The sequence below is a fragment of the Prevotella denticola genome, assembly GCF_900454835.1.
GTDB lineage: Bacteria > Bacteroidota > Bacteroidia > Bacteroidales > Bacteroidaceae > Prevotella > Prevotella denticola.
In genome coordinates this window covers 227,383-240,462 of the sequence record NZ_UGTM01000001.1, presented here as the reverse complement: position 1 = coordinate 240,462, position 13,080 = coordinate 227,383, and the positions used below count along the sequence as shown (strand labels likewise).

At 50.6% G+C, this 13,080-nt stretch carries 10 protein-coding genes; all 10 read right to left on the bottom strand.

The window, feature by feature from the left end:
* Window positions 1–55: 55 nt before the first annotated feature.
* Window positions 56–376, bottom strand: coding sequence for a metal-sulfur cluster assembly factor (locus tag DYH27_RS01040; RefSeq protein WP_013670560.1), 321 nt, complete (start codon window positions 374–376; stop codon window positions 56–58).
* Between the two features lie 721 nt (window positions 377–1,097).
* The gene (locus DYH27_RS01030) at window positions 1,098–2,084 is read right to left on the bottom strand and encodes a hypothetical protein (protein WP_025067965.1); all 987 of its coding nucleotides are present in this window, start codon (window positions 2,082–2,084) and stop codon (window positions 1,098–1,100) included.
* Between the two features lie 20 nt (window positions 2,085–2,104).
* The gene (locus tag DYH27_RS01025; RefSeq protein WP_013670563.1) at window positions 2,105–3,463 is read right to left on the bottom strand and encodes a BT_3987 domain-containing protein; all 1,359 of its coding nucleotides are present in this window, start codon (window positions 3,461–3,463) and stop codon (window positions 2,105–2,107) included.
* Window positions 3,464–3,494: 31 nt separating this feature from the next.
* Complete coding sequence (locus DYH27_RS01020; RefSeq protein WP_025067966.1) at window positions 3,495–4,640, bottom strand: DUF1735 and LamG domain-containing protein; 1,146 nt, start codon at window positions 4,638–4,640, stop codon at window positions 3,495–3,497.
* A 6-nt stretch (window positions 4,641–4,646) separates the two neighbouring features.
* On the bottom strand, window positions 4,647–5,684 hold the full coding sequence (locus tag DYH27_RS01015; RefSeq protein WP_025067967.1) for a glycoside hydrolase family 18: 1,038 nt from the start codon (window positions 5,682–5,684) through the stop codon (window positions 4,647–4,649).
* A gap of 26 nt (window positions 5,685–5,710) precedes the next feature.
* Complete coding sequence (locus DYH27_RS01010; protein ID WP_025067968.1) at window positions 5,711–7,270, bottom strand: RagB/SusD family nutrient uptake outer membrane protein; 1,560 nt, start codon at window positions 7,268–7,270, stop codon at window positions 5,711–5,713.
* A 9-nt stretch (window positions 7,271–7,279) separates the two neighbouring features.
* Window positions 7,280–10,471: a SusC/RagA family TonB-linked outer membrane protein gene (locus DYH27_RS01005; protein ID WP_025067969.1), complete on the bottom strand. Its 3,192-nt coding sequence runs from the start codon at window positions 10,469–10,471 to the stop codon at window positions 7,280–7,282.
* Window positions 10,472–10,990: 519 nt separating this feature from the next.
* Window positions 10,991–11,698 carry a ComF family protein gene (locus DYH27_RS01000; RefSeq protein WP_025067970.1) on the bottom strand — a complete coding sequence of 236 codons (708 nt, stop codon included), beginning with the start codon at window positions 11,696–11,698 and terminating at the stop codon, window positions 10,991–10,993.
* The gene (locus DYH27_RS00995) at window positions 11,682–12,203 is read right to left on the bottom strand and encodes a regulatory protein RecX (RefSeq protein WP_025067971.1); all 522 of its coding nucleotides are present in this window, start codon (window positions 12,201–12,203) and stop codon (window positions 11,682–11,684) included. The genes DYH27_RS01000 and DYH27_RS00995 overlap by 17 nt, the downstream gene beginning before the upstream one ends.
* Window positions 12,200–13,063 carry a peptide chain release factor N(5)-glutamine methyltransferase gene (gene prmC / locus DYH27_RS00990; protein ID WP_025067972.1) on the bottom strand — a complete coding sequence of 288 codons (864 nt, stop codon included), beginning with the start codon at window positions 13,061–13,063 and terminating at the stop codon, window positions 12,200–12,202. The genes DYH27_RS00995 and prmC overlap by 4 nt, the downstream gene beginning before the upstream one ends.
* Between the last annotated feature and the right edge of the window lie 17 nt (window positions 13,064–13,080).

Here is a 13,080-nt window from a genome sequence, read left to right as displayed (position 1 = left end):
CGCACGGATCATCAGAGCTGGCAAGAACGAAACGAGCAGGCCGGCAAGCCGGAACTCAGTCGAAACCCAGTTCGACGCGCGCTTCTTCGGACATCATGCTCTGGTCCCAGACCGGATCGAAGACGAGGTTGATGTTGGCAGACTTGACACCATCCACACTTTCCACTTTCGTGCGTACATCTTCGAGAATGAAGTCGGCTGCAGGACAGGAAGGGGCGGTGAAAGTCATATCCATGTCAAGGTTCCCTTTTTCATCTACATCAATCTTGTAAATCATACCGAGATCATAGATGTTGACAGGAATTTCCGGGTCGTAGACGGTCTTCAGCACGTCAACGATTCTTTCTTCTATCTTTGTCTTTTCTTCTTGTGTCATTTTATAATGTATCTTTTTGACAATGGTGTATCTTTTGCAAGGACAGTGCGAACGAGTACAATGAAAACCTGCTTTCAGATCGCCGAGTGTCGCCTATCCTCTGCAAAGATAACAATTAAAAACTATAATCACAATAGAAGCAGGTGGAAAGGTTACTGGAACTGACGTTTTCAGAAGAAAACATAGTACCTTTATACTTAAAGCATATTCTGAAAATCAGAGGCTTCCATTAAATCCACAGATAGGAAAGAAAACAGAGACCTACAATATCCGGCAGATGCCGGCATTATATATCTGTAATAACCGAACCCCGACAAACATCAGTGCTGCCTGACGGACCTCTGCCGTGCAGGTCAGCCATCGGCATACCGTATATGATAACAGGAATGAACAGGCCTTCCCCGCAGATGTGTTGATGCCCGGCACTTATCGTGTTGACGGCAGACACCAGCCGTGTTGACGGCCCTCTCCCTGCCATATATTGCCGGGACGGAAACCAGCTTGCAGCTGGAAAAGTGCTGTACCGGAAGGACTTGTCTGGCAGAGGGCTTGTTTTTCATATTAAAGCTATGCAATCCGCACGACAACCTCATCCACGTATTTAACGGAAGAACCGCAAAAAGGGATGCACCCGTCAACAGGTACATCCCTTTTGTGGTATAAAGTCCCGTCAGACAACGGGAAAATTTTATCCGTCCATCAAGACTTCATCGGCCAGCACTCAATCATCAGCCTCAGCCTTCGGCAAGACAAAGTAACCATAATGGAGATAATTGTCTTTCAGAATCCACATGATTCCCCACACCTGCGTATCGGAAACCTTGAGGACTTCGACGTTTACATCTTCGTATACAGTTACGTCACTGCCCCAATAATCGGTCTTGATTTCAACCTTTCCACCGGTTTTCCTGCCTGCTGTAAGGTCGCCGCTGAACCAGCACTTCAGATAAATGTAATCGCTATAGTTCCATTGCGCAAGCTGCTTGCCGTCCTTTGCTCCGATGGAAAAACTGCCATACGACTGTGCATGACTGTCGTCGAAGACGAAGTTCTCCTGTGTGGATGCCATGATGGCAGCCTTCTCCTCATCGGTGAAAGGAATATCGGTCGTCGTAACCGTTACCTTTACCGTCTTGCTGACGCCCATCTTGTCGGTAATGGTAAGCGTAGCCGTTCCGTTGCTGCGCCCCCGGATGGTGATGACGTTGTCTACGATGGAATAGACCTCGGCAATGTCTTCATGGTCGCTGACCGCTTCATAGCCGCCGTTCCCACCGGTGACAGTCAGCGTGGCAGAACTCTCGGTGTGTCCGGCCTTTATCTGCACGCCGACCTCCTCTTTGTCAAGAAGAATCTTCTTGTACATTGCCTTTACAAGCACACGCCTGTAATTGCCGGCAGCATCGGAGACCACGATGCCTGTAAGTCCGCTTTTTACAGCGGCCACAGTAATCGCATTCCCCTTGATTGTCAACGTTGCGACATCAGGATTCTCACAGAAAGCCCTGTATTCGCCGCCTCCGGCAGTGATGTTGAACGTGGCCGTTTCACCCACGCCGACACTCACGGTATCGGAATCGAACGTGAGGGCAGTCTCAACCTTGGGTTCCGGCTTCACTTCCGGTGTGTCTTCATCGTTGCTGCAGGCTGTAAAACCCAAGGCAAGAAATGCCGTCATTACGGCTGAATAGAAATATCTCAGTTTCATTGTTTCAAGTGTTTAGCAGGTTACCAATCTTTTGCATAACTACCCGTCCGCACGGTTTCCTCTCCATAGAAGGCACGTGTGATGTTGTTCAGACGGGTCACATAGCCGTTCTGCGGAGTCAGGCCGAAGACCATCGTACCGCCATAACCGTCAGCCTTGATGGACTGTGCAGTGCTCATGGAGATGATGCGTCCCTGTCCGAACTCCGACGAGCCCTGTATCATGCCCTTAGGCGACAAGCCTTCATAGTTGTTGGAAAGGTCGCCGTAGCGTCCATAATCCTGCAAGGCATAGTCGATGAACTCGCCCGGCTTGTGGCCGTCAACAGTCTCCAGGCTTCCCGTGCGGCTGTAGACATAGACTTCTATGAGCTTGTCGGGCATGATCCGCTTGCACTCGTAGCAGAGGCGGGATGCCGCTTCTATGGAAGGTGAGACGAAACCGGGGTAATCGCCATAGTTGGAATATTCATCGTCGAAGAACACACCGTCGAGTCCGTAGGCATCAACAACGGCTTTCAACTCCTGTGCAAACTTAATCGCACCCTCCTTGGAGAGATTGGCAACACCCGAACGGTCATGGTTTCCGAGAATGCCGAGAATCACCTTCATACCTTTCTCCTGCAACGGCTTCAGATACTTCTCCTTGTAATCGAGCAGGTGCTGCACGTTCTCATTGTTATAGTTATACACCTCACCGCTCTCAGCATTGTAGTTGATGTTACCGGAGAAAAGAACAACCTGGTCGAAGACATACTTCTTCGACTCCTTCAGCGTGTAACACAGATTGTGCAGCGGATTGGCATCGTTCACCTCCATACAGCTGATTACCTGCAAGCCGTTGTCCTTATGGCAGTTCGGCATCTTGGTAATGTCACGTACGAAAAGAACAAACTCACCCTTGTCCTTTGATGCCCGGCTTGCACCTTTCACGATCAGAGGAATGGCATAAACACCATTTTCCTTCAGATCCGCAGCCGTGGTATAGCTGACTGTCACCTTGGAAGATTTCGTCGCACCGGCATTTACCGTAGCACCACCGCTCACCGTAACGAGTGATTCGGGCAGTGCCTCGAAGGCTGTGCCATGCGTCTTGTTATAATTCTCAAGTGCCTTGGCATCATACACCAGCGTATAGTCTTCATTCGCCTTGGCTGCCTGGGTGAGGTTCACGTAAAAGTCCGTCGAACCCTTCTCATTGAAGACAAGGGAATCCTGATTGCTGCAGCCGTACTTGTCCGTGAGGAAAGCAAGACTGTTCTCCAATGGCTTGTAACCGCCTTCCGGAACAAGAGGCACATCGATACTCTCCGAGCAGGATACAGCCAGAGCCATACCGAGCATTGAGAGTGCGAATGTTTTAATATTGTTGATATTCATAAATGTCATTTTGATTAAAACGTTTAACAGATTATTTCTCTGGCAATGAAACATTATGCCATGGCAGCGGTTTGTCAGCCTTGGCATCATTACCGTTGCCCGTAGCATCCTTTACGATGTTGGGACTGGAACTGTCGTCCATCTTCCAATAGCCCACGAGACCGGGAGTCTTCGGGTCAACGCTGTAGATGTGTCCGGCAATCTCTTCCTGCGTACGGACAACATTCCAGACACGTACTTCGGACATATTGCCCTCGAACCAGCGGGCATCATCATAAGACTTGCCGATGAGGAACATACGGTCAGGAGAATCGCCCTTGATGGTAACTGTCCCCATACGAAGCGTGCCGTGCGACTGCAGCATGCCGTTGACATATACTTTCACCTCACGTGTATCAGCATTGTAGGTCATGGCCACATGCTGCCAGCGCTTGGTCAGCAGACCCTTGTTGGAGTCGTAGTCTGGGAAGTTTCCGCTGCGGGTCGCTATCTGAATCTGATTGTCAGGGAAGCCTGCATCACCGATACGCATAAGGAAGTTGCCCTCAATACCCATGATGGTAGAGATGAGCTTGCCGAATTCACGCGGATAGATGAGCGCCTCCATCGTAATCTGGTGCATGTCAGTAACCAGGTCCGGGGTCTTCCAGTCTACCTGCAGATAGTTCTTGCTCATGTCAGCTACAACATTGATGAGCGCACCTGCACGGAACACAAAGTAATAGTTCTTGGCTGACTGCAGGACGTCAATATCATTACAGTCAACCGTTACGGGCAGGACGTAGGTTGTCGAACGGTCCAGGCCGCCGAGCTTGGAGAATTCAAACTGCGCCTCATTGCTCTTCACACTGCCCTGATTGATCTTCACCTCGCCCACGATCACCTTGTAACAGGTGTCCGGCAGCAATACAGCATTGCTGTAATAAGCCTTGTTATAGGTCTCAAGCAGCTGGGGAGCTGGTGCGAAAGTTGCTTTCAGGTCTTTTTCAGCAGGACGAGACGTAGAGAGTTTCAGCGACTTCACCAGGGTACTTGCATCTTTGATAATGGTCTCACTGGTGAATGTCTTTCCATCAATGAACGCCTTACTTGCGAAGTCGACTTCATCATTGTTCTGGCAGGCTGCCATCAACAGGGCTGCTGCCAGGACAGGAACATATTTAAATAGCTTCTTCATTTCCTTTTACTCTTTAACGGTTGGATTGATAGTTGAGATGACCTTACGCAGGTTCGGATAGGTGAACGAGGCATTGTAGTAATCAACATTGGCGTTCAGCAGACCCATTCCTGCACAGGTGTAGCCGGTATGGTCGGAAGCAACGAACCGTGCAATACCGTGCATGGCCAAAGTCTTGCCCCAGTAACCGGTCTTGGTATCGGTTTCGTCGATAGACTTGTTGTTTGCCAGCAGGATGAACTTGTCGGTCGGCACACCTTCTACCGCAGCCTTGCGAACCAGATAATCAACACCCGATATGGACTTCTCATCCTGTGTCGGGATAATGAGATAGCGTGCCTGTGCAAACAGACTCTTGTCAGTTACATGCTGCGGACGCCCCATCATGATCAGTTCCTTGTCCTTATGACGTTCTTTCCAGTCCTTGGCGATACCTAAGAAAACGTTCTCCAAGGCCATAGCCTCAGCCTTTTCCTGCTCATTGAGATAATGTGTGAGCTTCGCATTGAATCCCATGATCACACCATCATAGTTATACTTGTCGGCAAGACGTAACTGTGTATTGACTGAATCAACCAGGAAACCATTGAAGTCACGGAAGTGCTTACCAGCATTCTCCGGCTTTGCCATAAAGGCCTTCTTCCGTGCTTCATAAACTGTCTTGATGGCATCACAGCTTACCAGAAACACGACTTTCATACCTTTCAGACTTCTTACTTCCTCGATTTCCTGTATCATCTGTCTGGTAACTGTTCCCGGGTTCGTCAGTACAACGTAATCCACACTGTCAGGAACAGCGTTGATATGCTGCGCCTGTGTGAATGGAACAGCCTGGCTGTTATCGAACCACGCCATCATAATCTTATGACTGCTTGCCTTGTAAGCACGGATGCCTGCAAGATAGTTCTGATAGAGTTCAGGATTCTGACGCTCTATACCGGGCTGGTTGATGTCTACAGGTTCAACATCTGTATCGCAGCCGGACATAAGCAAAGCCGCCGCACAGACCGTTGAATATGCTATATATTGAATGATATGTTTCATTTTTCTTTCTATTTAATCGGTAATCATTATTTTGCCCACCAGACATCTGTTGCCATGTTGTCGGCTCCGCCGAGCATTTCCACAGCTGCATTGTAGTTGTCAAGGTTGTTGCTGCGTTCTTCCTGTGGATAAGCCAGACGCCGGGCACCCCGCTCGTTGCTTACCACGCCGCCACTGTTGTTCACCTTCACCGGCATCAGCTTCGGGTAACCTGTACGGCGATAGTCTGACCACGCCTCCAAGCCAAGTGGGAACATAGCCAGCCACTTCTGGGTGATGATACGTTCCAACTGCTGCTCAACGGGATTGCTGTCGTCCCAGGCAACCGTGATGGATGAAACCGGTCCTGAATAGGAATTAAGTCCGGCGGGATCTGTATAGACAGCAGGTGTACTGGTATTATCAGCCAGATAAGCCGCAGCACCCTTTACGCCCCACTGCTCAAAGGACAGCTCAACACCTTTCTTATAGAAACTGCCGGCTGTACCTCCCATGTTCCAGTTCTTCAAAGCACCTTCAGCACGTAGGAAAGCCACTTCGGCCGCATTCATCCACAAGAGCCTGGTGTCGGTCTTTACATTGTAGTTGCTGTAAGCATGGGCAATCTCCGCACCCGGAATCTGGATGCCGGAACGCAAGCCATAGTAGCCGTTGGTTTCTCTTGAGAAAGTGGACTTTGTGAACATCGCTTCACGACGCGGGTCCTTGTAACCGTTCATGTAAGTGGTGATGTCGGCACCGATACGCGAGTCGCCACCGTTATACTCATACATGACAACCTCGAAAGGATTGGTATTCGACAAGGTCATGAAAGCATTGTCATCATTGGAAGTCATCACACCGACCTCATTGTTCACCGAAGCCTCTGCCTCCTGCTTTGCCAATACCGGGTCAGCCTTTGATATGCGGACAGCCAGACGAAGCCGAAGAGAATTGCCAAACTTGATCCACTTCTCGACATTACCGCCATACACCTTGTCCGCTTTAGGAGAGAAGTTGAGCGTACGATTGGCCGTCAGCGTAGCAATAGCCTCGTCCAGCTGCTTGAACATGAGCTTATACACATCTTGCTGGGAATCGTAAGGTGCAGTGATTTCACCATTCTGTCCCACCTTGGAATAAGGTATTGGACCATAGGCATCGGTAACACGATGGATACCGGCAACCTTTATGATCTGTGCGACAGCCAATGGAACAGGCTCATCCGTAGCACTCTTCACTTCGTTGAAATAGATGGAGAGCTTAGGCAGGAAGTCCCTGAACAACACACGGCTCCAGCCGTTCTCCGGACTATACTGTGCAAAGTTCTTGCCTGCAAAGCCGGCATTGGAATCGGAGAGATAACCACCATACGAGCCACCGCACAAACATTCTGTGAACTGATTGGTATTGACATCCGTAGGAATCACCCAGCTCTGCAGGTTCACCATGGCTGCGCCCAATGAATAAGCATCACGTTCCGTCTCCTTCTTCGACACACCGTAGGGATCCTGGTTATAGTCCTCGTAGCTGTTGGTACAGCCAGCCAGACTCACAACCAGGCCAGCCGATACCGTTGACAATATGATATTTCTTAAGTGTTTCATAACTTTGATTTAGAATTTAAGCTTGATGTTGAACCCGATATTTCTCGTACTGGGCGTCATGAACTTGTCTATACCCTGATAGTAGTTGCCGGTTGTAGCCGTTGTCTCAGGATCGAAAGGAGCCTTACAGTAGAACATCAACAGGTTGCGGCCTGTCACGGAAAGCGTCAGGTCGCCCAGACCGAAGAAGTGATTCTTCTTGAAGGTATAGCTGAGACTTGCTTCCTGCAAGCGGACATTCGTTGCACTGTAAGTGTAGAACTGCGGAATACCGTCACTGCCACCGATGGTCGAATACCATGATTCAGGGTTAAGGCGGTCATTGCCGTTCACCTCTACATAGCCCTTATCACGTGCCTTTGCACTTGCCTCTGATACTCCATAGAGGTCGAGTGCAGCCTGTGTTGCCGAGTAAACGATGCCGCCGAAACGTGCGCTGACCATCACACTGAGGTTGAAACCCTTATAAGAGAAATCATTGCGCCATGCCATATTCGCCTTGGGGAATACAGAGCCCAGCTTCACGTCGCCGACGTTATTGTTACGATAAACCTTGCCGTTCTTGTCGACATAGATACGTCCCTTGTCGTCACGCTTCACATCTGTCAAAGAATAAAGGTCACCTAACGTGCCGCCCTCCTTGAGAATGAAGTGTGCATTGCCCAGTCCTCCGACATCCAGACGGTCCTTGTTGATGACTGCCCCTGTCTCTGGGTGAACGTAGTTACGCACCAGCTCGTTGATACGGTTGCGGTTGGAACTCAAAGTATAGTTGCTCGACCAGCCGAAACCAGCCCAGTTATTGCTGTAACCCAGAGCTAACTCGATTCCATTGTTTGACACATTACCTGTCTGGATATAAAGAGCAGAGTAACCTGATGATACAGAGATGTCAGGATTGAAAGTCTGGTTGAAAGTCTTTGTCCAATAGAGTGTCGCATCCAGATTGAAGTGCTTGAGGAAGCGGGCCTGCAGACCGATTTCCCAAGAGTTCGTCGTCTCCGGTTTCAGGTCGTAGATCGGATAGACCATCTGGCTCTTCCACTGCTTCGTCGTATTATCCCACTCGTACTTCGGATTGGCAATGTTGCGGAGGAACGGAATACCGACAGAGGCGAACGAACCGCGTACTTTCAGGTAGTCAATGGCCTGTGGCAGCTTGACAGACTCAGAGACAATCCACGAGCCGCCCACTGACGGATAGAAGAAAGAATGCTTGTTGGAGTGAGGTCCGGCCAACATAGAAGGCCAGTCGTTACGTCCCGTGACCGTAAGGTACAGCTGGCTCTTCCATCCCAGTTCCAGACTTCCGAGAAGCGACTTCGTTTGCTCGTGATAGCCTGCCGGCAGCCGTTTCTCACGTGCCGCATCTACCTGATACTCATTGAAGACATTGGGAATCAGGTTGTCGGCTATCGGACCGTCAAGACCTGTCTGGTCCTGCTTGATGTCAGAGAGAGAAGCACCGATATTAGCCACCAGTGACAGCTTGTTCTGCAGGAAGTGCTTGTTGACATTCAGCATCACATCGCCGTACACCTGCTTGTCGTCGGTCTTTACCTTGGCATACTGGCCGTTGGCACCGGCGATGGTCGTGTTCGTGCTGGCATAGTACTTCTTCTCGAAAGTATTCGTAGCATTGTCAATACGGATACGTCCCACGACGTTCAACCAGTCTGTCACCTTATAGGTAAGTCCGGCATTCATCATGTAGCGGTACTTCTTGTTGGTACGAAGGTTACGGTAGTTGATCCAGTAAGGGTTCTGACCGACAAACTCGCTGAGCAGGTTGTCCCAGTTCTGCGTGTAGATATTGCGCGTCGTATCGAAATGTTCAAACATCGCCATATCGTTGTAGTCGTTGCCACGCGGATAGAGGTAAGCCGAAACCAGCGGATTGGCATACACACCCTGGTTGGTCATGTTGCGGTCGTTCTGGATGATATAGCTTGCACCGACATCCAGCAGCAACCTGTCGCCCAGCATACTGGATGTGTTCCGGAACGTAAAGTTGTAACGGTTGTAACGGTTGTTGGGAATGATACCGCCCGAATTCAACGCACTGGCAGAGAAGTAACTCTGGTTCTTCTCCGAACCTGTAGAAACCGTGAAAGCCTCTGTGGTCATGATGCCTGTCTTAAGATAGTCCTTCTTTGGGTCATAACCCATATAGTTGGCATCATTCAGCAGGCGTCCCCAACTGTAGCTGTTACCGCCGGCATCACGCAGACTGCTGCCTGTCCCGTAACGGTTCTGGAACTCCGGCAGACGGAAAGCCGTGGAGAACTCCGTGCTCTGACTGACGGTAAACTCCGTATGTCCCACCTTTCCCTTCTTCGTTGTGATGACAATGGCACCGTTGGAAGCACGGTTTCCATAGAGTGCCGCTGCCGCCGCACCCGTCAAGACAGACATACTCTCAATATCCTCCGGATTGATATCTGCGATAGCCTCTGTCGTACCGTTCGATCCGAAGATCGCATCACCGCTGCCGCCGAGGTTGAACATCGGCACGCCATCGATGACATACAGAACGTTGCTCGACTGCTCGATGCTGCGTGTACCACGCATCACGACCTTTGAAGCACCACCGGCACCAGACGAACTGGCATTGATGTTCACACCGGCTACCTTACCGCTGAGCGAATTGATGAAGTTGGCATCCTTGTTAGTCCCCAAAGATTCACCGCTCACCTGCTGTACATTGTAGCTCAACGCCTTCTGTTCACGCTTGATACCGAGGGCCGTGACAACCACTTCGTTCAGCTCCTTGGCACTGCCCATGGAAAGACTGATGTCGTATGTATCAGCCTTACCGACACGCACTGTCTTGGTGGTGTAGCCGATATAGGAGATTTCAAGTTCAGAACCCTCCTCCGCCATCAGCGTAAACCGCCCGTCAATATCTGTGACAGCACCACCCTGGGTACCTTTCAGACGGACAGTAGCACCGATGACCGGTTCTCCGTTCTCCTCCTTTACAACTCCTACGACTTTCTTCTTCTCGCCGGCGTTCAGCGACTTCTGCGGAACCTGTGTTGACGGAATAGAAACGGCATTTCCATCCCTTTGTCTCAATGCAGTCATGGAACTCTCCCGCATCGCATCCGTCTTGTTGAACGCAACGCCGTGAGCTTCCGTGCTCAGATTCAGACATAACAGGAATGCGGTCAGGTACAGACCATTTTTCTTGTTATTCATTCAGCTTTATTGTTAATTAGGTTAATATTTTCCAAAAGGTAATATGATGGAATCCGTCCGCTTATATTGAGGGCGGCCTGGACGCATCCTCTTCCATAGGCGGAATTTTTCATTCAGGTTTACTGTCTTACATTAGGTTTTGTATTCGGTTCTTGTCGGTTCTCAGTTTATACCCGGCAAAAGTAAGAAAAAAATTGAATTAGACAAAGAAAAAGCCCTCCTTTCTTCCGGAGTTTCCGCAAAATATGGAACCAGTAGATAATTTGTGTCAAGGCTTAGTACGGATCACGTTAAGTATTGTAATAATTCGGATAGAAATAGTTTGTGTTGTTCAATGGCCGTGACGGTCCCATTCATGTTCAGTCAAGGATACCCATGGCTTTTTCATACCGTCTGCCACATGGATTCCAATAAAAACTTCATCTGCAATTACATCTGGAACGTTCTGCCCCGACAGACGGTCAGGCAAGGAATCAATCCCTTTACAAGATACGGCTGCCGGAGCGGGAAGCTACGCATCTATTCATTATTCGCAAACCCCAGAGAGAGAACGCTGACCTTGACATTGCCGGCTTTGAGGATCTCACGGGCTGCAGCGACGAGAGTCGCCCCGGTAGTGATGACATCATCAACAAGCAGGACATGCCGGTTGCGTACGGCAGAGGCATCCGTCAGCCGGAATGCCTTTTCCACATTCTCGTTACGTTCCCAACGGCTCTTCTGCGTCTGGCTGCCATGGAAAGAGATACGTTCAAGGACGTTGCCGACTACAGGAATCCCAGTTGCAGTGCTGATGCCCCGGGCTATCTCCACGCTCTGGTTGTATCCTCTCTCCCGTTCACGCTGCCGGGCAAGCGGCACAGGGACCAGCACAGTGATGCCGTCGAAGAAGCCGTCCGCTGCAAACTCGTCGGCAACAAGGCGGCCAAGCAGCTCCCCTGTTTCGGAATGTCCGCCATACTTGAGCTGATACAACAGGCGGCTGGTGTCCGAGTGAGCCTTGTAGAAGAAGAGGGATGCCCCTCTCTCAATGGGAATTCTTCCCCAGAAGAGCCGCACAAGCCTGTTGTCACAGGCATTACGGGCATAGCCTGTACGGGGGAGGCTCTGGTTGCAGCAGGCACACATCACCTCTTCCGTAACGGTCAGACGCCCTCCGCAGATGGTACACGACCGAGGAGCAAGGGTGTCTATCAGACGGGCAAGCACACTAATCGGTCTCGTCATCGTCATCAGCAAAGTCTATGTTGCCGTCCGCCGCGGCAATCCCTTCGTCAATACACTTCCTGATCAGATCCATCGTGAACCCGCGTCCCATGGCAAATCTGATCAGCTTCATCGAGCGTTCATAGTCATTGTCAGCCTTGATGGTGCGGTACTTGCCAGCCAGCAGCGGGCGCAGGACGGCGAGATACTCTTCATCCCCGACAGCATCCAGGATGGGCGACGAGACGGTACTGTCCACCTTCTTCATCCACAGAGCCTGCTCTATCTTCCGGCGTCCCCACTTGTTGTAACGGATTTTATCGTAGACGAAAAACTCCGTATAACGGCTGTCGTCCACATAATGCAGCCTTAAGAGTTTCTCCATAATGCGTGCCTGGGCATCTTCCGCCAGTCCCCACCTGCGCATTTTTTCCAGCATTTCACCCGAGCAATGTTCGCCTTTCGCACACAGGTCGGCAAGTTTCTTCAGAGCCTGCGGCTCCGGCATAGGTCGTTTCTGTATCATGATCGGAGGGCTTTCGTGAAGCGTAACTTGCCGAACTGGTCTTCCCTAAGCATGACCTGCTTATAACCTGACTCGTCCAGCATCTCCTTCACCTTATTTATATATAATGGGTTGGTCTCGAAGTAGAGTACACCTTCATCCGACAGCGTCTGCACGCCATACTCCGCAACAGCCCGATAGAACTGCAACGGGTCGTCATCCGGTACGAAAAGGGCGGTCTCCGGCTCGTATTCCAGCACGTTCGCCGCCATTGCCGCCCTCTCCCTGTTGCAGATATAGGGCGGATTGCTGACGATGATGTCCCATTGCTGCTCCATGGCAGCAGGAGAGGGATGGAGTGCGTCTTCCATCTTCAATTCAACACGGGCATTCCATCGGTGGATATTCTCACGTGCAATCAACAAAGCATCACCCGATACATCCCACGCTGTAAGGGCGGAATTGTAAAGGTCCAGTGCCAGACTGACAGCTACGCATCCGCTACCAGTCCCCACGTCCAGCACCTGAAGCGGCACAGGAGGCTGCAGGGCACAGTAAGGGCGGTTGTAATCTTCTTCTATCCACCGGCACAGTACTTCCGTCTCCGGACGTGGAATCAGTACTCCGGACGCAACATGAAAAGGCCGCCCGCAGAACATTGCATACCCGAGAACATACTGCACCGGCTCTGCACGTTCCAGTCGTGACATGATTTTCTCCAATCCGTCAGCTTCGTCTCGTGATAATTCATTAACTTTGCCCGTATAAATATCGGTCAGCGAAATGCCAAACTGCACCTCCAGCACAAGCCGAATGATTGCCTGTGCCTCACCGTCATCGTACAAGGGAGTGAGTCTGTGCCACAAATCCTGGTATGTCATGACTGCAAAGATAGGAA

Coding starts and splice junctions, on each gene's coding strand:
- DYH27_RS01040 (WP_013670560.1), bottom strand. CDS start 376: ATGACACAAGAAGAAAAGACAAAGATAGAAGAAAGAATCGTTGACGTG.
- DYH27_RS01030 (WP_025067965.1), bottom strand. CDS start 2,084: ATGAAACTGAGATATTTCTATTCAGCCGTAATGACGGCATTTCTTGCC.
- DYH27_RS01025 (WP_013670563.1), bottom strand. CDS start 3,463: ATGAATATCAACAATATTAAAACATTCGCACTCTCAATGCTCGGTATG.
- DYH27_RS01020 (WP_025067966.1), bottom strand. CDS start 4,640: ATGAAGAAGCTATTTAAATATGTTCCTGTCCTGGCAGCAGCCCTGTTG.
- DYH27_RS01015 (WP_025067967.1), bottom strand. CDS start 5,684: ATGAAACATATCATTCAATATATAGCATATTCAACGGTCTGTGCGGCG.
- DYH27_RS01010 (WP_025067968.1), bottom strand. CDS start 7,270: ATGAAACACTTAAGAAATATCATATTGTCAACGGTATCGGCTGGCCTG.
- DYH27_RS01005 (WP_025067969.1), bottom strand. CDS start 10,471: ATGAATAACAAGAAAAATGGTCTGTACCTGACCGCATTCCTGTTATGT.
- DYH27_RS01000 (WP_025067970.1), bottom strand. CDS start 11,698: ATGACGAGACCGATTAGTGTGCTTGCCCGTCTGATAGACACCCTTGCT.
- DYH27_RS00995 (WP_025067971.1), bottom strand. CDS start 12,203: ATGATACAGAAACGACCTATGCCGGAGCCGCAGGCTCTGAAGAAACTT.
- prmC (WP_025067972.1), bottom strand. CDS start 13,063: ATGACATACCAGGATTTGTGGCACAGACTCACTCCCTTGTACGATGAC.